The sequence below is a fragment of the Mesorhizobium sp. CO1-1-8 genome, assembly GCF_020164875.1.
GTDB lineage: Bacteria > Pseudomonadota > Alphaproteobacteria > Rhizobiales > Rhizobiaceae > Mesorhizobium.
The window spans coordinates 128,898-154,686 of sequence record NZ_JAIUGZ010000014.1 but is presented as its reverse complement, the minus strand read 5'-3'; the positions used below and the strand labels follow the sequence as shown (position 1 = coordinate 154,686).

General features: G+C 63.3%; 24 protein-coding genes. 6 read left to right on the top strand and 18 right to left on the bottom strand.

Going from position 1 to position 25,789, the window contains the following annotated elements:
- Positions 1-139: 139 nt before the first annotated feature.
- The 5 genes from LB558_RS25090 (at position 140) to LB558_RS25070 (ending at position 4,748) form a co-directional block, all read left to right on the top strand.
- Positions 140-1,264 (top strand): branched-chain amino acid ABC transporter substrate-binding protein, encoded by a 1,125-nt coding sequence (locus LB558_RS25090; protein WP_224700014.1) that lies wholly within the window; start codon positions 140-142, stop codon positions 1,262-1,264.
- A gap of 118 nt (positions 1,265-1,382) precedes the next feature.
- Positions 1,383-2,294 carry a branched-chain amino acid ABC transporter permease gene (locus tag LB558_RS25085; protein WP_224700013.1) on the top strand — a complete coding sequence of 304 codons (912 nt, stop codon included), beginning with the start codon at positions 1,383-1,385 and terminating at the stop codon, positions 2,292-2,294.
- Positions 2,291-3,253: a branched-chain amino acid ABC transporter permease gene (locus LB558_RS25080; RefSeq protein WP_224700012.1), complete on the top strand. Its 963-nt coding sequence runs from the start codon at positions 2,291-2,293 to the stop codon at positions 3,251-3,253. The genes LB558_RS25085 and LB558_RS25080 overlap by 4 nt, the downstream gene beginning before the upstream one ends.
- Positions 3,254-3,255: 2 nt before the next feature.
- On the top strand, positions 3,256-4,020 hold the full coding sequence (locus LB558_RS25075; RefSeq protein WP_224700011.1) for an ABC transporter ATP-binding protein: 765 nt from the start codon (positions 3,256-3,258) through the stop codon (positions 4,018-4,020).
- Positions 4,020-4,748: an ABC transporter ATP-binding protein gene (locus tag LB558_RS25070; RefSeq protein ID WP_224700010.1), complete on the top strand. Its 729-nt coding sequence runs from the start codon at positions 4,020-4,022 to the stop codon at positions 4,746-4,748. The genes LB558_RS25075 and LB558_RS25070 overlap by 1 nt, the downstream gene beginning before the upstream one ends.
- 377 nt (positions 4,749-5,125) lie before the next feature.
- Here LB558_RS25070 and LB558_RS25065 read toward each other — a convergent pair whose 3' ends face one another.
- From LB558_RS25065 to LB558_RS24980, 18 genes are all read right to left on the bottom strand, one after another.
- Positions 5,126-5,938 carry an NAD-dependent epimerase/dehydratase family protein gene (locus LB558_RS25065; protein ID WP_224700009.1) on the bottom strand — a complete coding sequence of 271 codons (813 nt, stop codon included), beginning with the start codon at positions 5,936-5,938 and terminating at the stop codon, positions 5,126-5,128.
- Positions 5,939-5,941: 3 nt separating this feature from the next.
- Positions 5,942-7,144, bottom strand: coding sequence for a pyridoxal phosphate-dependent aminotransferase (locus LB558_RS25060; protein WP_224700008.1), 1,203 nt, complete (start codon positions 7,142-7,144; stop codon positions 5,942-5,944).
- The gene (locus LB558_RS25055) at positions 7,141-8,760 is read right to left on the bottom strand and encodes a hydantoinase B/oxoprolinase family protein (RefSeq protein ID WP_224700007.1); all 1,620 of its coding nucleotides are present in this window, start codon (positions 8,758-8,760) and stop codon (positions 7,141-7,143) included. Before LB558_RS25055 ends, LB558_RS25060 begins: the two co-directional genes overlap by 4 nt.
- Positions 8,757-10,853 (bottom strand): hydantoinase/oxoprolinase family protein, encoded by a 2,097-nt coding sequence (locus LB558_RS25050; protein WP_224700006.1) that lies wholly within the window; start codon positions 10,851-10,853, stop codon positions 8,757-8,759. The genes LB558_RS25055 and LB558_RS25050 overlap by 4 nt, the downstream gene beginning before the upstream one ends.
- Positions 10,850-12,520, bottom strand: coding sequence for a thiamine pyrophosphate-binding protein (locus LB558_RS25045; protein ID WP_224700005.1), 1,671 nt, complete (start codon positions 12,518-12,520; stop codon positions 10,850-10,852). Before LB558_RS25045 ends, LB558_RS25050 begins: the two co-directional genes overlap by 4 nt.
- A 116-nt stretch (positions 12,521-12,636) precedes the next feature.
- The gene (locus tag LB558_RS25040) at positions 12,637-14,043 is read right to left on the bottom strand and encodes an FAD-binding oxidoreductase (protein ID WP_224700004.1); all 1,407 of its coding nucleotides are present in this window, start codon (positions 14,041-14,043) and stop codon (positions 12,637-12,639) included.
- 60 nt (positions 14,044-14,103) lie between these two features.
- On the bottom strand, positions 14,104-14,865 hold the full coding sequence (locus LB558_RS25035; protein WP_224700003.1) for an amino acid ABC transporter ATP-binding protein: 762 nt from the start codon (positions 14,863-14,865) through the stop codon (positions 14,104-14,106).
- Positions 14,866-14,877: 12 nt separating this feature from the next.
- Positions 14,878-15,957, bottom strand: coding sequence for an amino acid ABC transporter permease (locus LB558_RS25030; protein ID WP_224700002.1), 1,080 nt, complete (start codon positions 15,955-15,957; stop codon positions 14,878-14,880).
- 3 nt (positions 15,958-15,960) lie between these two features.
- On the bottom strand, positions 15,961-17,124 hold the full coding sequence (locus LB558_RS25025; protein ID WP_224700001.1) for an ABC transporter permease subunit: 1,164 nt from the start codon (positions 17,122-17,124) through the stop codon (positions 15,961-15,963).
- 79 nt (positions 17,125-17,203) lie between these two features.
- Positions 17,204-18,238, bottom strand: a complete 1,035-nt coding sequence (locus tag LB558_RS25020; protein WP_224700000.1) for an amino acid ABC transporter substrate-binding protein — start codon at positions 18,236-18,238, stop codon at positions 17,204-17,206.
- 85 nt (positions 18,239-18,323) lie between these two features.
- On the bottom strand, positions 18,324-19,274 hold the full coding sequence (locus tag LB558_RS25015) for a LysR substrate-binding domain-containing protein (RefSeq protein WP_013530401.1): 951 nt from the start codon (positions 19,272-19,274) through the stop codon (positions 18,324-18,326).
- Positions 19,275-19,343: 69 nt separating this feature from the next.
- Positions 19,344-20,093, bottom strand: a complete 750-nt coding sequence (locus LB558_RS25010) for an SDR family NAD(P)-dependent oxidoreductase (protein WP_224699999.1) — start codon at positions 20,091-20,093, stop codon at positions 19,344-19,346.
- 12 nt (positions 20,094-20,105) lie between these two features.
- Positions 20,106-20,816, bottom strand: a complete 711-nt coding sequence (locus tag LB558_RS25005; protein ID WP_224699998.1) for an SDR family oxidoreductase — start codon at positions 20,814-20,816, stop codon at positions 20,106-20,108.
- A 290-nt stretch (positions 20,817-21,106) separates the two neighbouring features.
- Positions 21,107-21,895, bottom strand: a complete 789-nt coding sequence (locus LB558_RS25000) for a FadR/GntR family transcriptional regulator (protein ID WP_224699997.1) — start codon at positions 21,893-21,895, stop codon at positions 21,107-21,109.
- Between the two features lie 56 nt (positions 21,896-21,951).
- Positions 21,952-22,299, bottom strand: a complete 348-nt coding sequence (locus LB558_RS24995) for a RidA family protein (protein WP_224699996.1) — start codon at positions 22,297-22,299, stop codon at positions 21,952-21,954.
- Between the two features lie 96 nt (positions 22,300-22,395).
- On the bottom strand, positions 22,396-23,202 hold the full coding sequence (locus LB558_RS24990) for an SDR family NAD(P)-dependent oxidoreductase (protein WP_224699995.1): 807 nt from the start codon (positions 23,200-23,202) through the stop codon (positions 22,396-22,398).
- Complete coding sequence (locus tag LB558_RS24985; protein WP_224699994.1) at positions 23,195-24,007, bottom strand: shikimate dehydrogenase family protein; 813 nt, start codon at positions 24,005-24,007, stop codon at positions 23,195-23,197. Before LB558_RS24985 ends, LB558_RS24990 begins: the two co-directional genes overlap by 8 nt.
- 4 nt (positions 24,008-24,011) lie before the next feature.
- On the bottom strand, positions 24,012-24,902 hold the full coding sequence (locus LB558_RS24980; RefSeq protein ID WP_224699993.1) for a 2-hydroxy-3-oxopropionate reductase: 891 nt from the start codon (positions 24,900-24,902) through the stop codon (positions 24,012-24,014).
- Between the two features lie 118 nt (positions 24,903-25,020).
- Here LB558_RS24980 and LB558_RS24975 point away from each other — a divergent pair, with 118 nt between their 5' ends.
- Complete coding sequence (locus LB558_RS24975; RefSeq protein ID WP_224699992.1) at positions 25,021-25,785, top strand: HpcH/HpaI aldolase family protein; 765 nt, start codon at positions 25,021-25,023, stop codon at positions 25,783-25,785.
- Positions 25,786-25,789 lie beyond the last annotated feature (4 nt).

The following is a 25,789-nucleotide window of genomic DNA, read 5'->3' as shown; positions in this document are numbered from 1 at the left end:
GGATCAGGAGCTTGCCGGTGAGAAATCGCATGGCCGGCTGGCGATCTTGCTCAACATAACCGCTCCGCAACCAACCAAGGGGCGAAACAATGCATTTCGGGCACGCCGCCTGGATGCGCCAACAGGGGAAATGGAGAGAATGATGGTTGTTTCCTTCAAGAGGCTTGCCAAGAGGCTGGCTTGTGCGACCGCCCTTGCCGGGCTGGCTATGACCACGATGGCCGCGGCTGCCGATATCAAGATCGGTATCGTGGCCCCCATGACTGGTCAACTGGCCAGTGAAGGGCAGGATATGGAGAACGCCGTGAAGATGGCGATCGACGCCGTCAACGCCAAGGGCGGCGTCAACGGCGACAAGATCACCACCACCACCGCCGACGACGCCTGCGATCCGCAGCAGGCGGTGACCGCAGGCAGCAAGCTTGTCTCGGAAGGCGTGACCGCCATCGTCGGCGGCTACTGCTCGGGCGCCGTCTTGCCGACATTGAAGATCTACGGCGACGCCGGCATCCCGTTCGTCATCATCGGAGCGAACTCGACCAAGCTGGTCGCCGCCAATCAGGGCAATGCCTTCCTCGCCAATTCGACCGGCGACATGCAGGCGACGACAGCCGTCGAACTCTTCAAGAAGAACGGCTACAAGAAGATCGCGGTCGTGGACGAAGGCGATGCCTATTCGTCCGACCTGGCCAAGTTGACCGCCGAAGCCTTCAAGAGCGCAGGCGGCGAGATTGCCGCCAAGGAGACCACCACGGCCGGCGAGCAGGACTATTCGGCGGTCGTCACCAAGATCAAGTCAAGCGGTGCGGATGCTGTCTTCTGGACCGCCTACCATGCCGGTGGCGCCCTGCTCACCAAGCAGCTTCGGCAGGCCGGATTCCAGGGCGGCATTGTGCTGGGCGACGGCAACAATTCGCCGGAATATCTGGAAATCGCCGGCTCGGCCGGTGAGGGCGTGTTTCTCTTGTCCCCGCCCACCGTCGACCTCTTGTCCGGCGCCGCCGACTTCAAGGCCAAGTACAAGGAAACCTACGGCCGCGACGCCGGCGCCTATGCGGCGCTCTCCCATGATGTGGGCGGCCTGATCGCCGATGCGATCACGCGGGCCAAGTCGGCGGATCAGAAGGCAATCATCGAGGCGATCAAGGCGAGCGACTTCAAGGGCCTTGCCGGTGAAATCAAGTTCACCGACAAGAACACGCTCCAGACCTCGAACTTCCGCCCGGTGATTGCCAAGGGCGGCAAGTGGGTGGCAGCCGAATAACGCGAAACGGGTCGAAGCCGAGGCGGGCTTCCGGCCGCCTCGGCTTCATTGCCGATTGCCTGGCGTGCACTGACGCCGCGCCGGCCAACACTCTCTCAATTCTGCCCTCGGAGCATCAATGACGCTCGACCTGCTTATTCAGCAATTGGTGAACGGCCTTATCGTCGGCTCGTTCTATGCCCTGATCGCGCTTGGCTACAGCATGGTCTTCGGCGTCATCAAGCTCCTGAACTTCGCCCATGGCGACATCTACATGAACGGCGCTTTCGTCGGCCTCATCGTGTTTTCCTTCGTCGGCATATGGGTCGGCAATGGCTGGCTGGGCGTGGTCTGCGCCCTGCTGGTGTCGATGCTCGCTGTCGGCTTGCTCGGCGTCGTCATCGAACGCTTCGCCTATCGGCCGATGCGCAATGCGCCCCGCCTCTCCATCCTCATCACGGCGCTCGGCGCCTCAATGGTGTTGAACGGCACGGCACTCGCGCTGACAGGCGGGCGGCATTACGCCTTCAACACGGATCTCGGTTTTGCCGGTGTCGACATTTCCACCGTTCATATCACTTACACGCAGATTGTGCTGGTGGCGGCCTCCATCGCTCTTATGACCGGGATGCAGGCCTTTGTCTCACGCACCATGTACGGCAAGGCGATGCGCGCCGTGTCCATCGACATGGGGGCGAGCCGCCTGATGGGCATCGATGTCGATCGGGTGATCGCACTGACCTTCTTCATGGGATCGGCGCTCGCCGCCGGCGGCGGCGTCATGGCCGGCGCGTACTATGGCAGTGTCCATTTCTTCATGGGCTTTATCATGGGGCTCAAGGCCTTCACGGCAGCCGTCATAGGCGGCATCGGCAGCGTCCCGGGCGCCATGCTCGGCGGCTTGCTGCTCGGCCTCCTCGAGGCTTTCGGTTCGTCCTTGCCCTTCGTCGGATCGGAGTGGCGCGACGTCTTCGTTTTCGGGACCCTGATCCTGTTCCTTGTGTTCAAGCCGACCGGCCTTCTTGGCCGCTCTGTCGTGGAGCGGGTATGATGATCGACGAAGTGAGAACCATGCCGGCCGCCGGGCAACCGCAATTGATGCGCTGGTCCGCGGTGCTGCCCGGCCTGGCGGCACTCGCTGTCGCGCTGGTGTTGCCGCAATTCGCCAACGCCTATGTGACGGAGGTGGCGACCACGGCGCTGCTCTATGTCGTGCTGTGCCTCGGCCTCAACATTGTCGTCGGCTATGCGGGCCTGCTCGATCTCGGCTACGCCGCCTTCTTTGCGGTTGGCGCCTACACGTCAGGCATCCTGACCGCGGAATTCGGGTTCAATTTCTGGCTCACCATCCCGGTCGCCATGGCCGCGGCCTGCGTGGCCGGCATCATTATCGGTGCTCCGACGTTGAGGCTGCGCAGCGACTATCTGGCGATCGTCACGCTGGGCTTCGGCGAGATCGTCCGCATCATCGCCCGCAACCTCGACATCACCGGTGGCGCGAGTGGTCTCATCGGGATCGAGCGGCCGGAGATCTTCGGCTTCAGGCTGATGCAGGTGCAGCACTTCTATTATGCGTTCCTGGTGCTGGCCCTGCTCACCGCCTTCGTCTGCCTGAGCGTCGAGCGGTCACGAATGGGACGAGCCTGGTTTTATGTTCGCTATGATGAAGACGCCGCCGCCGGCATCGGCATCAACCGTGTCACGGCCAAGCTGCAGGCCTACATGATGGGCGCGGTCATCGCTTCGGTTGCCGGGTGCCTCTACGCCGCCAAGATGACGGCCATCTCGCCGGAGAGTTTCACATTCAACCAATCGCTTCTCATCCTGCTTGGCGTCGTCCTGGGCGGTATGGGCCGCATTCCCGGCGTTGTGCTCGGTGCTGTTCTCGTCGCCCTGCTTCCGGAAGTGCTGCGCGGGGCGGGCACCTATCGTCCCCTGGTGACCGCGGTTGCGCTGCTGGCAATCATGCTCTTCAGGCCGAACGGGCTGTGGCCGGACAAGCGGGTTTGACCATGGCCTTGCTGGAAGTCCGCGATCTGCGCCTCAGTTTTGGAGGACTGAAAGTCCTTCACGATATTTCGTTCTCGGTAGAGAAAGGTGCCATCAACAGTCTTATCGGGCCGAACGGCGCCGGCAAGACGTCGCTCTTCAATTGCCTGACCGGCTTCTACAAGCCGAAGGGCGGCTCGATCAGCCTGGTCGGTCGGCCAATTACCGGTTTGCCGCCGCATCGCATCACCGCGCTCGGTCTCGCCCGTACCTTTCAGAACATCCGGCTGTTCAAGGAGATGAGCGTTCTGGAAAACGCCATGTCCGGCCAGCACTGCCGCAGCCGGCACGGGATTGTGTCGGCGATCCTGCATTTGCCGGCACAGCGGCGCGAGGAGGAGGCGATTCACGCGATCGGCATGCGCTGGCTAGGCTTCGTTGGCATCGAGCAGCATGCGCATCGCCGTGCGGGTGGTCTTTCCTATGGCGATCAACGGCGGCTAGAACTCGCAAGAGCCCTGGCCTCGGCGCCCAAGCTCATCCTGCTGGACGAGCCTGCCGCCGGCCTGAACGAGCGCGAAAAGCTAGACCTTGTGCACCTGATCCGCCGCATCCGTGACGAAACCGGTATCACAGTCCTGCTGATCGAGCACGACATGGGCCTGGTGATGCAGGTGTCGGAAAAGATCGTGGTGTTCGACTATGGGCAGAAGATCGCCGACGGGCCGCCGGAGGCAGTGAGAGCGGACCCTAGGGTCATCGAAGCCTATCTGGGTACGGAGGAATGATGGACGCCGAAATCGTTCTTTCCGCGGACAGCATCGTGGCGCGCTATGACGGCATCGAAGCCCTTCATGGTATCAGCCTTTCGGTCAAGCGCGGCCAGATCGTCGCCCTGCTTGGCGCGAATGGTGCGGGCAAGAGCACCACCCTGCGCACGCTGTCCGGCCTTGTTGCCGCATCCTCCGGATGTGTCCGCTTCCTGGGCGAGGACATAACCAAAGTCCCGGCCCATCGCCTGCCGCATCGCGGGCTCGTCCACGTCCCGGAGGGAAGGCGTGTTTTCGGCGACATGACGATCAAGGAGAACCTTGACCTCGGCTCGTTTACGCTTGCCGACGACGCCGAGCGCAGGCGGCGGCTGGATCACGTTTTTGAACTCTTTCCCATCCTGGCGCGCAGAAAGAATGGCGATGCAAGGAACCTCTCTGGAGGAGAGCAGCAGATGCTCGCGATCGGCAGAGCCCTCATGGCCGCGCCCAAGGTGCTCCTGCTCGATGAGCCGTCAATGGGCCTGGCGCCGCAACTGATCAAGGAAGTCATGAATATCGTCCAGCGCCTCAATCGCGAAGGCGTGACCATCCTGCTTGTGGAGCAAAACAGCAAAGTCGCCTTGAAGTTTGCCGACTACGGCTATGTTCTCAAGGCCGGGCGTATTGTGCTTGAGGGGCCAGGCAGCGAACTCGCGAGCAATGAGGCGGTCATCAGCGCCTATTTAGGTGGCGTGGCTGCTTAGCTGGCAAAGCTGCCACCGCCCGGATTTTTACAATGATGCTGCCGCTCCTGTCCATGATTTGCCCGCCTTGCAGGAGTGGAATCAGCCACAACGAGGCGGAGCACATCGAACTCGAATACGCCGTCCCGAAGAGGGTAGTTGAAGCCGCAGAGGGAACACCGGCACCACGGGCTGCCAGGACGATCGCGAAGTGGTCTAATCAGGCAGCCGAACGGGTTGTTCAATCGCTGCAGGATGTGTCTGCCAACGAATAGGCAAGCGCCGACTTCCGATTTCCATGATCGACAAGCAGGTCGACGGGTGTCGGTAAGCTGCGGAACGAAGCTCGCCTTCCGGCAGCTTCTGCACAGACGGGAAGGGCATTGGCTAGATGGTAGTTACGCCCGCTTGTCGTCCGGATGGCCAAGCTCGCAGAACCACCCGCCCAGATACTTCACCGATGGCGCCTTGGGATCCGGAATCTGCGTCTTCGCCTCGACCGCTGCGCGGAACGACTCGGCACTATCCTGCGGAAAAAATCCCAGATGGTTGGCGCCGCTGTTGTCGACCATTTTCACCTTGTTGTCGGAAAGACCGAAGGAGATCGTGTGGCCGACGCGCGGCGCGGTGAGAGCTGCCTCGACCAGACGCACGCAGTCGGCAAAGGAGAGGTACGACCATAACATGCGGCGGTCGGCCGGTTCGGGAAAGGACGAGAAGATGCGCAGGCACGCGGTCTCGATGCCGAACTTGTCCCAATAGAGCCGGCTCAGGCTCTCGACGAAGTTCTTCGACACGCCATAGAGGCTGTCGGGGCGCACCGGCGCGTCGACGCCGATATGTGCTTCGACTTCATGGTAGCCGATGGCATGCACCGAGGAGGCATAGATGACGCGCTTCACACCGTGTTTCCGAGCGCCTTCGTAGATGTGGTAGGAGCCGCGAATGCTGGAATCCAGGATCGTCTGCCATGCGCATTCGAGTGGCGCGCCGCCGAAATGCACGATCGCGTCGCAGTCCCTAGTGGCCGCGATCGTCGCCTTCATGTCGGCGAGATCGAAGACCGCTTCTTCCTCATGAGGAGCAAGATCGCCGAACGGTTCGCGACCCGCCAGACGGATCGTTTTTGCCAGCGGCACCAGCCCCTTTCGCAGTTCCGAGCCGAGGCGGCCGGCGGCGCCGGTGATCAGGATGCGTTCGTAATGCGGCATGGTCTACTCCACTTGCGCGACGGCGGCGTTGATCCGCGCGATCGCCTCGGCAAGCACCTCCTCGCTGGTGGCGGTGGAGATGCGGAAATAAGGTGAAAGTCCATAGGCGGCGCCCGGCACCGAGGCCACGCGCCCTTCGTTCAGGAGATAATTCGCCACTGCCGTGTCATCCTCGAGCACGACGCCTTTTGGGGTCCTGCGGCCGATCAGGCTGGCGCAGCCGATATAGGCATAGAAAGCGCCTTCCGGCGGCGGAAGCGTCAGGCCGTTGATGCGCCTTATGCCATCGACGACCAGGTTCCTGCGCGCCTCGAATGCCTCGCGGAAACGGGTCACCTCGTCCTGCGGGCCGTTCAATGCGGCGACCGCTGCCGCCTGGGCAATCGAGCAGACCGAAGTGACCGACTGGCTCTGGATGGTCGACATCGCCTTGACGAGTGGTGCCGGGCCGGCTGCATAACCGACACGCCAGCCGGTCATCGCGTAGGCCTTGGCCACACCGTTGACGATAAGGCTTCGGTCCTTCAGGTCCGGGCAGGCCTTGCCGAACGACACGAATTCGCGACCATCGAAGATGATGTGTTCATAGATCTCGTCGGACAGGATGAGCACTTGCGGATGCCTGGCAAGGACAGCGCCAAGCGCCTCGAGATCGTCGGCCGAGTAAACCGCGCCGGATGGATTGCCGGGCATGTTCAGGAACAGCCACTTGGTTCTCGGCCCAATCGCCTTTTCCAAGAGCTCGGGCGTCAGCCTGAAGCCGCCGCTTTCCGGGCATTCGACCGTGACGGGCGTGCCGCCAAGCAGCTTCACCATCTCAGGATAGGAGACGAAATAGGGCGCGGGCAGGATGGCCTCGTCGCCGGGTTCCAGCGTCGCCATCAGCGCGTTGAAGATAATCTGCTTGGCGCCGTTGGCCACGACGATGTCGTCAGCGGTGTAGTCCAGTCCGTTCTCGCGCCTGAACTTCCCGGCTACCGCCTCGCGCACCTCTATTGTGCCGGCCGCGGCGGTGTAGAGGGTCTGGCCCGCTTTGGCGGCTGCATAGGCCGCTTCGATTATGTGGGCAGGCGTCGGAAAATCAGGTTCGCCAAGGCCAAGGTCGATGACGTCGACGCCTTTGGCCCTTAGCGCCTTGGCCGCCTGCGAGGCCGCCATCGAAGCCGACGGCTTGACCACGGACAGGCGCGAGGAAATGTAGCTCATCGGCTTTTCTCCGAAATATAGCCCCTGGACACGTCCTGTGCCCGCGCCTCCGTACTGCGCCTGGAGGGATCCCCATAGCCGCCACCGCCAGGAAGTTCCAGAACCAGACGACGCCCTTCGGGGACGTGCTGCCAGCCCTTGGGGCGCATCAGCGTGCCGTCGTCGAGCCTGACGATGCCGGCAATCCCGTCCTCGCCGCCATCGCGGCCCTTGGCTGGATGCCTGACCCGGTCGAACATGGCGGAGAAATCGAACTCGTGGCCTTCGGTGGCCGCGATTTCGAGGATCTGGCCGAGGCCGCCGCGAAATTCCCCGTCGCCGCCGGAATCGGGACGCAGTTCCTTGCGCCAGATGACGATCGGCCCGGTGTGCTCGGTCGCCTCGATCGGCATCGTCTGGACACCGGACGGAAAGGCGGTGGCGGACAGCCCGTCCAACGTCGGGCGCGCCCCCATGCCCCCTGAATTGAACATCAGCACCTCGGCGCGGCGCCCGTCGCCACCGGCGACCGGCCTGACCGAGATGTGGATGTTCCACAGTGCTGCCGCGCCTTCGGCAAGGATCTGGCCCGGCAGCGCCTTGGCCAGCGCGCCCAGCACCAGATCGGGCACCATATGGCCGATGACGTGCCGCAGGGAGACCGGCGCCGGCCGCGGGGCGTTCAAGATGTTGGTCGGCGACGATATGGTGAACAGAGCAAGCGAGGCCGCATTGTTCGGGATCTCCGGCGCCACCACGCACTTCAGGGCGTAGCAGGCATAGGCCTTGCTGTAGATGATCGGAACGTTGATGCCCCAGCGGCTCATCGGATCAGTGCCGGAGAAATCGACGTTCAAATGGTCGTCGCCAATCGAGACGGCGGCCGCCAGCTTGACCGGCGTGTCGTAGCCGTCGGTCACCAGTTCGTTCGTCCAGGTGCCTTTCGGCAGCGCCCCGATGCGCTCCAGCGTCGCGTCATGGGTGCGCTTGAAGATGAACTCTCCCAGCCTGTCCAGCGATGCCAGGCCGATCTCCTTCATCATGTCGACCAGGCGGCGGTGGCCGACCTCGTTGCAGGCGGCCAGCGAATAGAAGTCGCCGACGACCTGGTTCGGCTCGCGCACGTTGGCGCGCAGGATCTTCACCAGATCGAGGTTCACCTTGCCGCGCTCGGCGAACTTCATGATCGGGATCTGGATGCCTTCCTCGTAGACCGACTTGCCGTCGGCGCCGAAGCCGCGGCCGCCGACATCGACCACGTGCGCGGTGCAGGCGAAGAACGCCACCAACTCGCCATTCAGGAACGACGGCGAGACCATGGTGATGTCGTGCAGATGGCCGGTGCCTTTCCACGGATCATTGGTGACATAGGTGTCGCCTTCGTACATCTCCGCGCGCGGGATCTCGCTCATGAACTGCAGCACGGCCTCGGCCATGGTGTTCACATGCCCGGGCGTGCCGGTCACCGCTTGCGCCAGCATCTCGCCGCGCGGATTGAACACGCCGGCCGACAGGTCGCCCGATTCCCGCACCGACGTCGAAAACGCCGTGCGCAACAGGGTCAGCGCCTGCTCCTCGACCACCGAGATCAGGCGATTCCACATCACCTGCATGCGGATTTCCAAGATGTCGCTCATGCCTGGACCCCTTTGCGGATCAGGAGGATCGAACCGTCGCTCTGCAGCACGGCATCGAAGAGGGTGGTGACGACCGTCGACGTCTCACGCTCGACGATCACCACCGGGCCACTGATGCGATCTCCGGGCGAGAGGTCAGCGCGCTCGATGATGCCTGAAACCTGCATTGCTCCGGTCGCCGGATCGAAAACCCCGCGCGTCTGCGAAGCGGCAACGGTCCTTGTCCCCATGGTGATCTCGTGCCTTGCCGGGGCCGGCCGCACGTCCTGCGCCTTCACCGACCAGGTGACGATCTCGATTTCCAGCCCGTCGAGGCCATCGATGGCACGGCCGAAGAAGCGCGCGTAATTGTCCCGGAAGGCGTCCTTGACGTCGACCTCATCGCCGGGCTTGAACACCCTGTCAGGCAGCGGCACCGGGATTTCCCAACCCTGGCCTGCATAGCGCATGAAGGCGGTGATCTCGCGGGTGATGGCACCGTCGGTGCCGGCCCGCACGAAGCTCCCGGCGGTCGTCTTCAGTCCGTCGAGCAGCGCATTGACCTCGCATGCATCGAAACGCGACAGCCGCATCAGCTTGGAAGCCAGCGCCTCATAGCCGAACGGCGCCTTGAGGAAACCGATGGCCGAGCCGACGCCGGCGCCCTGCGGAACAAGGCATTGTTCGACGCCCAGCTTTTCGCACAGCCGCGCCGCATGTAGGGGTGCTGCACCACCAAAGGCGATCATGACATTGTCGGAGATGTTCTTGCCGTTCTCCACCGCGTGCACGCGGGCGGCATTGGCCATGTTCTCGTCGACGACCTCGCAAATGCCGAAGGCGGCCGATATGGAATTGAGCGAAAGCCGGCTGCCGACATCGCGTGTGATCGCCTGCTCGGACGTCCGCGTGTCGAGCCTGATGGCGCCGCCGGCGAAATTGTCGGGGTCAAGCTTGCCCAGCACCAAGTCGGCATCGGTGATGGTCGGGCGGCTGCCGCCGCGCCCGTAGCAGGCGGGCCCGGGTTCGGACCCGGCACTTTCCGGACCGGTCTGGATGCGCCCCATGGCGTCGACCCAGGCGATCGAGCCGCCGCCGGCGCCGATCTCGATCATCTCGATCACCGGGATCGAGATCGGCATGCCGGAGCCCTTGCAGAAGCGATAGGTGCGGGCAATCTCGAAGGTCCGCGCCGTGCGCGGCGAATAGTCCTCGATCAGGCAGATCTTCGCGGTCGTTCCGCCCATGTCGTAGGAGACGACGGAGTCCAGGTCGAAGCGCCGCGCCACGTCGGCCGCGAAGATCGCGCCGCCAGCCGGACCGGACTCCACCAGGCGCACTGGAAATTCTGACGCGGTTTCCACCGAGATCAGGCCACCGCCCGAGTGGATCATGAACACCGGGCAATTCGCCCCCATCTCCTTCAGCCGCACCTGGAGGCGCACCAGATAGTCCGCCATCTGCGGCCGGACATAGGCATTGGCGCAAACCGTGTTGAAGCGTTCGAACTCGCGCATCTGCGGCGAGACCTCGGCGCTGATGGAGATCGGTATGTCCAGTTTCCTGGCGAGGATCTCGCGCGCCCGCTGCTCATGCACCGGGTCCATGTAGGAATGGATGAAGCCGATGGCGACGGCGCCGAAGCCGCCGGCGGCGATGCTGTCGGCGATCTCGTCGAGCGCTGCTTCGTCCAGCGGCTGCAATTCCCGCCCATCCGCGCCGATGCGCCCCTTGACCGTATAGCGATGCTCGCGCGGGATCAGCGGCGGCGGCAGTTTCAGGTTCAGATCATACTGTTCGAACCGGTTTTCCGTGCGCATCTCGATGACATCGCGAAACCCTTCGGTGGTGACCAGCGCCGTCTTGGCGCCACGCCGTTCGATGAGCGCGTTGGTCGCCAGCGTGGTGCCGTGGATGACGATGTCGAGGTCGGCCAGCGTGATGCCGGCGTCGCGCACGACGATCTCGATGCCGTCGAGGATGGCCTGCTCGGGGGCGGCATAGTTGGTCAGGATCTTGGTCGAAAAGATCGTGCCGCGCACATCGACCACGATATCGGTGAACGTGCCGCCGATATCCGCGCCGAGACGGATGTCATTTGCCGTGCTGGTCATGCGTTGGCCTTCTGCGAAGCGAGCGCTGCGTCGCGCATTTGGGAAAGGGTCTGACGCGGCGTGAGAGCCTCAGGCGAAATATCCAGCTCCAGGACCGCGCCGGTCGCGGATGCCAGCGCCCTGCCGAAAGCACCGGCGAAATCGCTGGTCGCGCCGACCCGCTCGGCGTGGAAGCCATAGGCCCGGGCGATGCCGACGAAATCCGGGTTCTCGATGTTGGTTCCCGACACGCGCGCCGGATAATGCCGCTCCTGATGCGCGCGGATGGTGCCGTAGATCCCATTATTCAGGATGAGGACGATCGGCTGCGCCCCTGCCTGCATCGCCGTACCCAACTCCTGGCAGTTCATCTGGAAATCGCCATCGCCGGCAAAACAGACGACGGTGCGTGAGGGAAAGGCCACCTTGGCCGCTATGGCCGCCGGCAGGCCGTAGCCCATGGCGCCGGATTGCGGCGCCAGCAGCCGTGCCTTCGGCCCGAACTTGAAGAACTTGTTTGGCCAGACGGTGAAATTGCCGGCTCCGTTGGTCAGGATCACGTCGTCGGGCAGCGTCTCGCGGAGCCAGCGGCTGACCTCGACCATGTCGACCGGGCCTGGCTGGGCCGGCGCGGTGAATGTGCCCTCATAGCTTTCACGCGCCTGAGATCGCCACGCGGCCCAGTCGCCTTTGATCGACGAGAGCGCCTTGGCGAAGGCGTTCGGCCCCGCATGGATGCCAAGCGACGGCACATAAATCTTGCCGATCTCGCGATCCGAACCATGGACATGGATCAGCTTCTGCTTCGGCTCGGGCACGGATAGCAGCGTGTAGCCATCCGTGGTCATCTCGCCAAAGCGCACATTGATCGCCAGGATCACGTCGGCGTCGCGGATCAGCTTCTTGACATGCGGTACCATGCCGACACCCGCTTCGCCGACGAAGACCGGCGAACCATTGTCGAACTGATCCTGGAAGCGGAACGCCGCGACCACCGGAATGTCGGAGGTTTCGGCAAAAGCCTGGAGCGCCGCGCGCCCTTGCGCCGACCAGTTGGCGCCGCCGATCAGCACGATCGGCCTGCGGGAGGCGGCAAGCATGGACCGTGCCTCGGCCAGCGCATCGGCATCGGCCGCGGCCTCGAACACCTTGGCCGGTCCGCTGAGTGCCGCGCCATCGGTCAGCGTCGTCAGCATGTCCTCGGGCAAGGCGATCACCACCGGGCCGGGCCGCCCGGTGAGCGCCGTGGTCCAGGCCCGGGCGACGATTTCCGGCAGGCGCTCGACATCGTCGATCTCGACAGCCCATTTCGCCATGGTGCCGAACACGGCGCGGTAGTCGATTTCCTGGAACGCTTCGCGGCCACGCATGTCGGTGCCGACCTGGCCGACGAAAACGATCATCGGCGAACTGTCCTGCATTGCCGTGTGTACGCCGATGGACGCGTTGGCGACGCCCGGTCCGCGCGTCACGAAGCAGATGCCAGGCGAGCCCGTCAGCTTGCCATAGGCCGAAGCCATGAATGCCGCACCGCCTTCATTGCGGCACAGCACGTAGTCCAGCTTTCCACGAGTGTCGTGCAGCGCGTCCAGCACGGCCAGGTAGCTTTCGCCCGGCACACCGAAACTCTTGGTCGCGCCGAGCGCGATCAGGCACTCGACAAGAAGGCGACCGCCATTGCGGATCATGCTTCGACATCCTTCATTCCGGCGGCAAGCGGACCGAGCCTGCCCTTCAGATTCATACGTGCACGCTGGCGGTTCGAGACGAAACCAAGAAATGCCGTCTATTCGAAAGTTTTTCTTTACTGAGAGACGCGCACCGAGACGCCCGGGTTCATCGTGCCCAGCGGATCAAACGCAGCCTTGAGGCGCGCCATGAGCTCTCGCTCCACCAAGCCGCGATTGCGGTCGGCCATGACGACCTTTGCCCGGCCAAGCCCATGTTCGGCTGCAAAGCTGCCGCCCATCTGCGTGGCAAGAGATGACAGCGCCTCGGCGAACAGCTCGGCCTTGCCGTCGAAACCGGCACGACCTTCCGGCGGAGACAAATTGTAGTGGATGTTTCCGTCGCCGAGGTGCCCGAACGGGTTTATCCGCACGCCGGGAAGAATGCCGCCGCAGATCTTCGCGCCTGCCTCGACGAAACGGGCGATTGCACCTGATGGCACCGAGATGTCGTGCTTGAGCTGCTGGCCTTCCAGCCTCTGTCCCTCCGGTTGCTCCTCGCGCAACCGCCAGAATTGTGCCCGATGCGCACCCGTCGCCGCCAGCGCGCCATCTGAGACCAACCCCTGTTCCAAGCCCCATTCCAGCGCCGAAGCCAGGATCTCGTCCAGGGGAACGCGTGACGCCCCCGATGCCAGTTCTACCAGCAGATAGACGTCGCCCCGTGTCTCCAGTTGGTAGGCAAGGTCGGGCAAGTGCTTCAGCGCCAATTGCAGGCCGAAATCGGAGAAGAACTCGAGGCCAGTGAGGAATTCCCCGGCCTCGCCGCGCAGGAAGGTGCCGAACGAAACGGCGGCGGCAAAGCCGGGCAGGATCAGAAGGGCGCTCGCTTGCTGCCGGGGCTGGGGATACAGCCGCAGGATCGCGCGCGTCACGATGCCGAGCGTACCTTCCGCGCCGCAGAACAGCTTGCGCAACTGATAGCCGGCATTGTCCTTCTGCACAGCGCGCAGCCCGTCCCAGACCCTGCCGTCAGGCGTCACGACTTCGAGACCCAGAATGAGATCCTGCATCATGCCGTAACGGAAAGCCTGGCTGCCGCCGGCGTTGGTGCCGATCAGGCCGCCGATCCTGGCGCTGCCTTCCGCGCCCAGATGCATTGGAAACATCAAGCCATCCGGTTCCAGCGCCTCGTGCAGCGCGGCCAGCACGACGCCCGCCTCGACGACGATCGAGCCGCTGTCCAGATCCGGCTTCCCGATCGCCGTCATGCGTGAGAGCGAAACGATCACCGCATTCGACTGCTCGGCGACCGCGGCGCCGCAAAGCCCGGTGTTTCCGCCCTGCGGCACCACCGCCAGCCCTGCCTCGTGGCATAGCTTGACGACACTGGCGACCTCCGACGTAGTCGCGGGCCTGGCAACGCCAAGAGGTGCGACGCCGTAGCCATTGAGCCAATCGCGCTGGTAGGGCTCGGCATCCCGGCCCGAAAGCCAGCCTTTCGGCCCGAGAATCTCGTACAGCGCGGTAGCGGGATCGGTCATTGATTTACCCGAGTTAGCTGGGGGCGTGCCGTGCGACACGCCCCGGATCGTTGCTTCCAATCAATGACGATCCAGCACCTGCGACAGGAATTCTCGGGTGCGCTCGTTGCGGGAGGAGGTGAAGAACTCGTCCGGAGGCGCCTCTTCGAGGATCTCGCCGCCATCCATGAACATCACTCGATCGGCGACCCGGCGCGCAAAGCCCATCTCATGGGTCACGCAGATCATCGTCATGCCCTCGGAGGCGAGCGTAACCATCACGTCGAGCACTTCGGCGACCATTTCCGGATCGAGCGCCGAGGTCGGCTCGTCGAACAGCATGATCTGCGGCTGCATGCAAAGAGCGCGCGCAATCGCCACCCGCTGCTGCTGTCCGCCGGACAATTGGCTGGGGTATTTCATGGCCTGCTCGGGAATGCGCACCTTTTCGAGATAGCGCCGGGCGGTCGCCTCGGCTTGCGCCCGCGGCTGCTTGCGCACGATCATCGGAGAGATCATGCAGTTCTCCAGCACCGTCATGTGCGGGAAAAGGTTGAAGTGCTGGAACACCATCCCGACTTCACGCCTGATCTCGTCGATGTTGCCGACATCGTCGTTGAGTTCGGTGCCGAGCACAACGATGCGGCCGCCATTGTGCTGCTCGAGGCGGTTGATGCAGCGGATCATCGTCGATTTGCCGGAGCCGGAGGGTCCGCAGACGACGATTTTTTCGCCCCTTTGTACGGAAAGGTTTATCCCGCGCAGTGCTTGGAACGTGCCGTAGTATTTGTCGAGGTTTTCTATACGGAGCGCCGGCTCACCGGTCGAATTGGTCGAGATCACCTGCACGCCTCCTTACCGTTCGCTGACCGACATGCGGCGCTCGAGAAAGGCGCCGTAGCGGGACAGGCTGAAGACGAAGATGAAGTAGATGAAGGCTATGAAGGCATAGACTTCGACATAGGCGAAGCGCCATTCGCCGGTGCCATAGGCCGCGTTGCCGGAAGCAAGGATCTCGAAGAAGCCGACGATGACCACCAGCGAGGTCTCCTTGAACGAGATGACGAATTGGTTGATCGTCGCCGGCATGGCGTTGCGCATGGCCTGGGGCAGGAGGATGCGGCTGATGCGTTGCCAATAACGCATGCCAAGCGCCATGGCAGCCTCTTCCTGTCCTGTCGCAACGCCCTGCATGCCGCCTCGCACGATCTCCGCCTGATAGGCGGAGAAGAACAGAGCGGAGCCGAGGATCACGCGGTAGAGCTTGTCGCCCTGCAGCCATTGCGGCAGCGCGAACGGCAGAACCACGGCAAAGGTGAAGAGGATCGATATCAGCGGCAGCGACCGGACCCCGTCGATGATGAGGCCGGTGGTCCGCGAAATCCAGGGCAGCTCCGACCGGCGCAGCAAGGCCAGGCAGATCGCCAAGGGGAAACCGATCAGGCAGGTGGTCACGAAGATGAACAAGGTCAATGCCAGTCCGCCCCAGGCTTCCTCGCCGACATGGGCAAGGCCAAGCACGCCGCCTTTCATCAACACGTAGAAGAGGCCTGTTCCGGCTCCCCATACCAGCGCGATCCGGCGGCCCGTCCAGAATGCCGGGATACAGCTCAGCACCGTCATCACCACAACGGCGACGCAGGCCAGTGCCGAGCGCCATTGTTCTTCGTAGGGATAGAGGCCGAAGAAGATGATCCGCCATCTCGCTGCGATGACCGACCAGCAGGCTCCCGCTGCCGCCTGGCAGGCTTCCGGCCCGCCGCTGGTGGTGAAGACAGCCGAGAAGACCGCCCAATTCAGGAGCTTCCAGACCAGGAAGACCATGATCGTCAGGCAGGCTAGCGACACCACCGCCTGAAGCGGCGTCGCGAAGAAGCGTCGCCTCAGATCCTCGAGCCTGCCGGGAGCGGGTGGAGCGACAAGGACCATCTCCATCTCTCAGCCCCTCAGTTGATTGCCCTTGAGGGCAATTGCCTTGTTGATGCGGTTGAAGACGGCGGCAAGGCTGAGGTTGATGGCGAGAAAGCCGGCCATCAAGATGCCGATCGCCTCGAGGGTTTGCCCGGAATGGTTGATCGTCAGCGCCACAATCATGAAGAAGTCGGTGAAGCCCACGGCGATGCCCATCGTGGTCGCCTTCATCAGCCAGACATACTGATTGGCAAGGATCGGCAGCATGGCGCGCAGCGCCAGCGGCAGACGCACCAGTGTGAACACCCGCCAGGGGCTGAGGCCCAGGGAAAGTGCTGCCTCGACCTGACCGGTGCCGACAGCCTTGAAGCCGCCGCGCACGATCTCCGCGATGTAGGAGCCGCCATAGATGGCGATGGCGATGGCGAGGGTGGCAAATTCCGGTGGAATGCGCAGGCCGCCTCTCAGATTGAGGCCTTGCAGGGCAGGGAAGTCCAGCAGAGGCCTATCCGGCAGACGTCCGACGGCCAGAATGATGGCCGCGCAGACCAGTGCCGCTGCGGCGGCGGCAAACTGGATGGCGCGCCGCTGGCCGATTGGTTGGGCAAGGCGCGACGTTCGGCCCAGCCAGGCCGGCAGCACGATGGCCGCGATCACAGCCACTGTGGCCGCAGCAAACGCCGCACTGCCGACGTTCGGGAATGGAATGTAGAGCCCCCGGCTGGTGAGCAGGAAGCCCCAGGCTTCATGCGCGCTGCGCGGTGTCGGCAGATGCGTGATGATCGCGTACCAGAAGAAGACTTGGAGGATCAGCGGGATGTTGCGGAAGATGTCGACATAGGTGCGGCCGAGCAGCCGCGCCAGGTCGTTCGAGGACGTCCGCGCCAGACCGACGATCGTTCCCACGATCGTCGCCAGTATCAGTCCGACGCTGCCCAGGAACAGCGTGTTGATGATGCCGATGAGGAAGTACCACCAATAGGGATCATTGGCCGTGGCGGGCAGCAGCGAGAAATTCACATCCCAACCAGTCGACTTGAACAGAAAGTCGAATCCGGAGGTGATCCCCTGATCAGCCAGATTGCGGCGCGCAATCACGATGCCGGCAAGCACCATCGCGGCGATCGAGCCGACATAGAGGACCTGCAACAGCGCGTTGCGGACCTTTTGATTTCTCAGCAGGCTGACCATCCAAAGATCCTTGCCGAATTATCGCCAGCCCCGCCCGGCAGGTGCCGGGCGAGGCCTGAGCGGATACGTTAAGAAAGGATCAGTCGATCACCAGCGGGAACAGGACACCGCCATTGTTCCAAAGGTTGGTCAGCTCGCGGTCCATCTTGTAGGGCGAGTCCTTGCCGAGATCGCGCTCGAAGATTTCGCCGTAATTGCCGACGTTCTTGATCACCTTGTAGGCCCAGTCGTCATCGAGACCGAGACCCTTGCCCATGCCTGGCGTGACGCCTAGGAACTTTGCGACTTGCGGCGAGGTCGGCTTGGCCTTGATCTCGTCGACGTTCTTGGAGGTGATGCCTTCCTGCTCGGCGAAGATCAGGGTGCTCAGCGTCCAGTTGGCGATGTCGACCCAATTGTCGTCGCCTTGCCGCATGATCATGACTTCAGGTTCGACGGCGAGCACGTCGGGCAGGATGACATGGTCGTCGACCTTGCTCTTGGCGATGCGCGCAATGGCGAGCGTCGGGCCCCACTGCGCATAGAGATCGCAGCGTCCCGAGAAATAGGCCTGTTCGAGTTCCTCCGTCTTTTCGATGAGCACCGGTTCGAGCTTGATGCCAAGCTTGGCCGTATAGGCCGCGACCTGCTGCTCCTGCGACGTGCCTGCGGGAATGCAGATCGTGCCGCCGGCGGCATCCTTGAGCGATTTGAGGTTGAGCTCCTTGTGCGCCATCACCTTGGTGGTTCCGAGGTAATAGGACATGGAAAATTGCAGCCCGAGCTCGGTGTCCCGGCTGAGCGTGCCGCCCGACGCTTTGATGATGATGTCGACATCGCCCGACTGCAGGGACGGCCAGCGCTGCGCCCAGCTGATCGGAACGACCTTCAGCTTTGCCGGGTCGCCGAGCACGGCAGTGGCCACCGCCCGGCAGAGATCGATGTCCATGCCCTTCCAGTTGCCCTTGTCGTCGACTTCGGCGAAGCCGAGATAGGATCCGTCATGGCCGGTGCAATTGAGCACGCCGCGCGCCTTGACGGCTTCCAGTGTCTTGCCGCCGGCGGCTTCTGCCGGCGCCGCAAAATGCGCAAGTCCAAGGGCCATGGCTGCGGCCCCCCATTTCATCGTCTTCATGTTCCGTCTCCACTGTTGAGGTTGTTGGTTTCTTGTTGTTGGAGGTCCAAAAGTTTTCTTTCAGAGCTCGGTCTCAAAGCCGCTCCTAGTCGGAAAGCGGGGTCGGTTTCGGCACGGAGGAAATTTTCAGGTCGCTGCCCCAGTCCTGCTGGGCGAGCCATCGATGAAGGGCCGCGACCGCCTTCACGCGCAGGTGCCCGCGCGGGACGATCAGATAGAATCCGGGAACTTCTTCCGGGCGCATATCGGCAAGGGCGTCGCGGCCAACCGGTGCGACCAGCGCGCCCGACCTCAAATCTTCCTCGGCGTCGATGACGGAGACGAGACCGACGCCGATGCCTTGCAGGGTTGCACGGCGCATGGTTGCGGCATCGTCGAAGCTGATGCTTCGGTTGCCGTCCGTCTGCTCGATGGCAAGGTGGCGTAAAATGTCTGGCCAAAGGCGCTTCGACTTGACGGTGTCCAGCAACGTGAACAACGTCAGGTCCTGCGCCGACTTGATGCTTTCGCCGATGGCCGGGGTGCAGCAGATGACCTTCGGATCCGGTACCAGCAGGATGGTCTCGTAGTCCGGCCAGTTCCCGTAGCCCCACTGGACGGTCATATCGATATCGTCGCGTCCGAAATCGGGCAGGTCGACCATCGTGGTCAGGCGCAGATCCGCACCCGGCAATATCTCCCGGAACAGGGACAGACGAGGCAGCAGATAGTGGGTCGCGAAATAGGGGCTCGCATTCAGGTTGATGCGGTCCCGGTAGTTCGACTTGGTGACGCGGCGAACACCTTCGGAAAACTCGTCGAACCCGGCTTTGACATAGTGCGAGAGAAGGATAGCCGACTCGGTCAATTCGACCGACCGGCCCTTGCGCTCGAACAGCGTCACCTGAAGCGTATCCTCCAGAAGCTTGATCTGCTGTCCGACGGCCTGCGGCGTGACCAGCAATTCATCTGCCGCCTGCCGAAAGCTCTTGTGCTGCGCGACGGCGTGGAAGACGCGAAGCGCATTCAGCGAGGGAAGGCGGAGCTTGCCGGTCATCGTGATTCCACCTCCTTTCGCTTGCGTTCCCGTTGGACAATTCAGCGCCGCAGGCGCTGCGAAGATAGCTCAGGCGTATATATAACCACCTGAAACAATTACGTTTTCTCCGGTCATGTAGGTGTTCTTGGGGCCGCCCGTCATGAGCACCCACTCGGCAATCTCCGTAGGCTCGGCACCACGACCCAGCGGGCTTGCCTTGGCCAGTTCCTCGAGGAAGCCGAGGGCCTTGGCCCGCTCCGTGGCCATGCCCGCGGGGGCCACCGAATTGACCAGGATCCCGTGTTTTGCGACGTCATGGGCAAAGGAACGCGTCAGGCTGACCACGGCGGCCTTGGTCGCCGCATAGTGGGCGTTCTGCGGATGCGCTTTGAAAGCGTCGACAGAGGTCAGATTCACGATCCGCCCGCGCACATGGCTCTTCGGCTCCTGCGATTGCATGTGGCGAACGGCCGCCACCATCATGTGGTAGGTGCCCTTGATGTTGATGCCGTTGGAGGCATCCCAATCGGCGTCGCTGATCTCCAGGAGCGGGCGGCGAGGGTAGATCGCGGCGCAATTGATCAGCGTGTCGATACGCCCGATTTTCGAAACGATGGCATCGAAGGCGGCGTGGCACTGAGGGCCGACCTGGATGTCGCATAGGGCGGTCGCGGTCGGCAGGCTGTTGGCCTTTGCCGGTGCGAGAGCGGCTTCGGCGGCGTCCTGGTTGATGTCGATGATGCCGATCTTTGCAGCCCCGGCCTCTACAGCCATCCTGGCCAAAAGCGCGCCGAGGCCAGCGCCGCCGCCTACGATCAGAACGGAAAGATCCTTCATTCCAGTTTTTCCTTACTTGGTGCCGCTTGGCGAGGTTGGCCATGTCGGCATGATGTCGAAACGGGTAACGTCGGCCCATGCGGGCAGGCCGAGTACCGCGACCACCATTCTGGCGACGTCATCCGGCTGCACCACTTTGCTGGCGTACATGGCCGCGCGCGCCTTGGTGTCGAGGATGTCCTGGTAGAGCTGCGTCTCGACACGGCCGGCGACGATCTCGGTGACGCGTATACCTGATGGGGAGAGGTCGGCGCGCAGCGCGGCGGCAAAGCCCGATATCGCCGCCTTGGTGGCCGAATAGACGGCAATGTTGGAATATGCGGCGTGGCCCGCCGTGGAGCCGGTGAACAGGATGTGGCCAGACTGCCGCTCGCGCATCTGCGGAACGACGAGGCGGGTAAGCAGGATTGCCGCGCTGAGATTCACCTCCAGCGTGGTGTCGATGTCTGATATCTTCATGTCGGCGAAATTGCCCAGCGGCGGCATGATCCCGGCATTGTTGATCAGCACATCGATGGTGAGATCCGCCAGAACCGATTCCAGCGCCTCGCGGTCAGTGACATCGACGGCGATGGGCACGATGCCGGATCGTTCGGCCTGCAATTCCTTGAGCGCGGACTGGCTGCGCCCGACCGCATAGACATTGTAGCCGACGTCGCTCAGTGCGATCGCCATGGCCCGTCCTATGCCGCTCGTTGCACCTGTGATGAAGGCTGTCGTCACGTGGGCTTCCCTGATTGCCTGATTTCAGTCTGCGGCCTGGGCCGATGCCGCGAAACCAAGAAAACCAGCAAAAAGGAAAGATAAACTTTCGAAAGCCGGTTCAGCCTGCGAAACTCGCCTGGGTGCCCCGACGATCGCGGAAGCCGCAAAGCCAAGGAAACGCCGGGAAAATGGCGCTTTCCACGCGTGGGAAACCGGGCGCCGCTGGCCGGCAGACCAAAAACAAGGCTTTCGCAATGCGTGGCTGATCTGGTCCACACGCCTGTGCATACGAAGCGAAGTCGCCGGCCTTACCTGCCTGTCGGAGCAGGTCTCTTCATATCGGTAAAGAGCGAGGCCGCAGCCGCCTTCTGCTCGGCCTCCGTCGCCGCGACGCCCGAAGCCCGGGCCAAAGCGCGCACACGCCCGAGGCTGTTGTGCAGATGCTTGCGCATGGCCTGGCGAGCAGCACGACCGTCCTGCCTTTCGATGGCGTCCACGATGGTTCTGTGTTCGCTGTGAATGCGTGCGTAGTAGCTGTCCTTGAGCGCCGGCGTGACCACGTAGCCCAGTTGAAAGCGTGGAACGATCATCGGCCTGAGATAGCTCAGGAAGCCGTGGATGAATTCGTTGCCTGCTGCTTTGGCGATCGCCAAGTGGAAATCATAGTCGTAGTGGATCTGGACGACAGCGGGATCCGCTTGCTGGGCGTCGACCTGTTCCATCAAGGCTCGGATACCATCCGCCTCCGCGTCGGTGCGCCGTTCCGCGCAGAGCCCAGCGGACTCCACTTCGACACTCAATCTCAGTTCGAGCAAGGCGATGGTTTCCGGCAAGGTCCTGAGAGCCTCGTCCGGTATCGAGAAATTGCGCGGCGCCGGCGTTTCGCTGACGAACATGCCGCGTCCTTGCTGCGGTACCACCAAGCCCTCGGAGCGCAATCGCGCCACCGCTTCCCGCACCACCGTCCGGCTGACATCGTATTCGGCGCAAAGCTCCGCCTCGGTCGGCAATTGCGCGCCGGGCAGCAACTGCCCGGAGCGGATCTTTTCGGACAGGCTCTCGGCCACGACGGTGGAAAGTGGCTTGCGTTTCGTCATCAGTGTTCCCCAGTCCGATGCCAGATGCAGGATGATGCCCGAACCGGCAAGGCCATTCAAACCGCTGCGGTGACGATCAGCTCGACCAGCATTCCGGGCTTGGCCATCCGTCCCTCGCCGGAAGAGCGCGCCGGTGCGTGCTCCTTCGGCATCCATGCGTCCCAGACCGTGTTGACCTCGTCGAAATCCCTGATGTCGTCCAGCCACATCTGCACGTGAAGGATGCGGGTCTTGTCCGTGCCGGCCTTGGCAAGCAGCGCGTCGACCTTGCCGAGCGCCTCGCGCATCTGGTCGGCCGCGGATTGACCAGGCATTGCGACCTGGCCGGTGAGGTAGAGGGTGCCATTGTGGATGACCCCGTGGTGGATGCGGGTGTCGAAGTCGAAGCGCTTGATGTCACTCACTGGATTGTCCTTGTCGGATTTCCGGCCTCCGCCGGATAGGTCAGATTTCCGGCCTCCGCCGGATGGGTCAAGTTTCCGGCCGCTGCCGGATGGGGGTCAGATTGCCGGCGTCTGGCGGATGGGGTTTCCCTGCAGATATTGCGCGTAGGGCGCATGAACGAGCCAGCCGGCGTCGACGGGCAGGGTCACACCGGTTATCGATGCTGCTCGGTCGGAACAGAGGAAAAGTGCGGCCTCGGCAACGTCGCGCGGCTCGACGAAGCGGCGCAGCGCGGTGGTTGCCTGGATGGCTTCGGGGTTGCGCTCTCCCTTGGCGATCCTGGCTTTCAGACCGTCCGAAAGCGTGTAGCCGGGTGCCACCGCATTGACGCGTACGCCGTGCGGACCGAGCTCGGCGGCCAGGATCTGGGTCAAGGCCAGAACGGCATGCTTTCCGGGCGTGTAGGCAGGCAGAGACAGCGGCGCGAAAGAGGCGAGCGAGCCGACATTCAGGATCGCGCCTCGCCCGGCAGCCGACATCAGCCGGCCGAACACCTGGCAACCCAGCAAGGTGCCGCGATAATTCACCCGCCACATCCTCTCGTCTTCGTCCAGATCCTGGTCGAGGACGTGCTTGCCGCTCTGCAGGATGCCGGCGCAATTGACGACGATTTGCGGCGTGCCGAACGCCGCGCTGACGGCCTGTGCCAGCGCTTCCACCGAGCCGGGATCGGCGACATCGGTCTGGACAAACAGCGCGCGCGGCGCGCCCGCCGCCGCGCAGGCGCCAACAGCCTCATTGCCCCGCGCCGCATCCCGGCCGGCGACGACCACATGGTAGCCGTCCTCGGCGAAGCGCAGCGCTATCGCGCGTCCGATACCGGAAGTGCCGCCGATGACGACAGCCGTCAATGTCTCAGCCATTGCCGCGGCCCTTGCCTTCGATGTCGAAGAATTCGGACATGGCCCGGACCTGGAAATCCATCATCGGGCGCCCCGGCTGAATGCGGCAGCCGATCTGCTCCGCCGCCTTCAGCAGGGCGGTCTCGGCGGGCTCCATGATGATGTCGACGACCGTCATGTCCGGGGTGAGCCGGCTCACATCCAGCGGCAGTGGGTCGCCGGCGTGCATGCCGACCGGTGTGGCGTTGATGGCCATATGCATGCCGGTAGGATCGGCCTCGCCGACCTGGATGCGGCATTTCGGGAAGACCTGCACGACCAACGCAGCCAGTTTTTCGGCGCGGCCGGTATCGATGTCGGCGAGGCGGATCTCTTCGGCGCCGGCTTCCGCGAGACAATAGGCCAGCGACGCGCCGGCGCCACCGGCGCCGACCTGGAGGATGCGGCGGCCGGCAATCTTATGCCCGCCTGCGTTGAGGCCGTCGATAAAGCCGACGCCGTCGAAATTGTCGGCGTACCAGCTGCCATCGGGCAGCCGGCGCACGGAATTGGCGCTTTGCACCCGCGCGGCACGGTCGTGAGCGGCAGAGCATTTGTGATAGACCGCGACCTTGTAGGGCACCGAGATGATGACGCCCCTTATGTTCTCGGCCGCCGTGATGCCGGCCCAGAAGGTCTCGAAATCCTCCGGTCGGCAGCTCAGCGGCACCATGAGGCTGTCGAGCCCCTTTTGCTCGAAGATCTCGTTGAATATGCCGGGGCTCTTGGCATGTGCCACGGGATGGGCCAGCATCACGAAGATGTCGGCCTTGCCGGTTCCGCGCATCGGTTCACTCCTTTTCTTTTGACAGTTCATGGGCGCTGAGGATCTCCAGCGCCTTGACGAGGGACGAGTGGTCGGCCTCCGCGCCGCCCGGTCGGGCTGAGCAGGCGCTCATCAGTTGCTGCGCCATCGCGGTGTTCGGCAGCGAGACGCCAAGCGTGCGAGCGCTTTCGAGCGCGAGGTTGAGATCCTTCTGGTGAAGCCGCATGCGAAAGCCCGGGGCGAACGCACGGGCGATCATGCGCTCGCCATGCACCTCCAACACGCGGGACGAGGCAAAGCCGCCCATCAGCGCGGCGCGCACCTTTGCCGGGTCGCAGCCGGCCTTGCTGGCAAAGACGAGCGCTTCCGCCACGGCCTCTATGTTGAGCGCGACGATGATCTGATTTGCGATCTTGCAGGTCTGGCCGGCGCCATTGTGCTCGCCGATCAAGGTGATGTTCTTGCCCAGCGACCGAAAGATCGGCAGCGCGCGCTCGAACTCTGCGGTTGGCCCGCCGACCATGATGGTGAGGCTCGCCGCCTTGGCTCCGACCTCACCGCCGGAGACCGGGGCGTCGAGGTAGCCGGCTCCCGCTTGCCGCAGTTTCGCTGCGAATTCCGCGGTGGCGATAGGGCTGATCGAACTCATGTCGATGACCAGCTTGCTGGCCGACAGCCCCTCCAGGACGCCGTTTGCTCCAAGCAGGACGCGCTCCACATCTGGCGTGTCGGGCAGCATGGTGACGATGATCTCGGACATCCGCGCCACATCGCCAGGAGAGGCGACGACCGATGCCTTGAGGTCCTTCGGCAGAGGGGAGCGGTTCAGGACCGTGAATATCTCATGTCCCGCGTCGACGAGATGGTGCGCCATCGGTGCTCCCATCACACCAAGCCCGATGAACCCGATCTTCATTCTCAAACCCCTGTACGAAGGTTGGTGCGCATTGCATATTGCAGCAAATTGCTGCCGTATGATATAGGACATCATACAAATTTCAACGTCCTTTCGCTCATCGGAGACTGACCGCAAAATGCAAGAGCGCCTCAACACGCTGAAGGCTGCCGTGTCGGCTGGCCGGGCCCATATAGGCATCTGGTGCTCGCTGGCTTCGTCCCTCACCACAGAGATCGTCGCGGGCTCCGGAGCCGGCTGGGTGCTGATCGATGGCGAGCATAGCCCCAACCATCTGCGCAGCATCATGGCCCAGTTGCAGGTCATGGGCGGCTTCGACAGCGAGGCCGTCGTCAGGCTACCTTCCGACGATCCCAATCTGATCAAGCAGGCCCTGGATATCGGTGCGCGCAGCCTGATGATCCCCAATGTGCGGACGGCCGATCAGGCCCGCGCCATTGTGGCGGCCATGACCTATGCGCCTGGCGGATTTCGCGGCTTCTCGGTCGGTCACCGTGCCAACGGCTTCGGCCGCATCGCCGGTTACCACGCCAAGGCGCGTGAGCAGCAGCTTCTCGCCGTGCAGATCGAGGATGAACTAGGCGTCGCCAATTCCGCCGAGATCGCGGCGGTAGACGGCGTCGACGTGCTGTTCGTCGGGCCCGGCGACCTTTCCACGAATATGGGCGCGATGGGCAATCCCGGGGCTGCACACGTTCAAGAAGCGATCGCCTCGGTGCGCAAGGCAGCAACAGCGGCAGGCAAGGCCAGCGGGATCCTGGCTCCCGCAAAGACCGATGCTGACCGCTACCTCGCCGACGGCTTCACCATGGTTGCCGTTGGTTCCGACCTCGGCCTGCTGGCGCGGGGCTCGGATGCCTTGGTCGCTTCGTTCAATCAGTAGACCG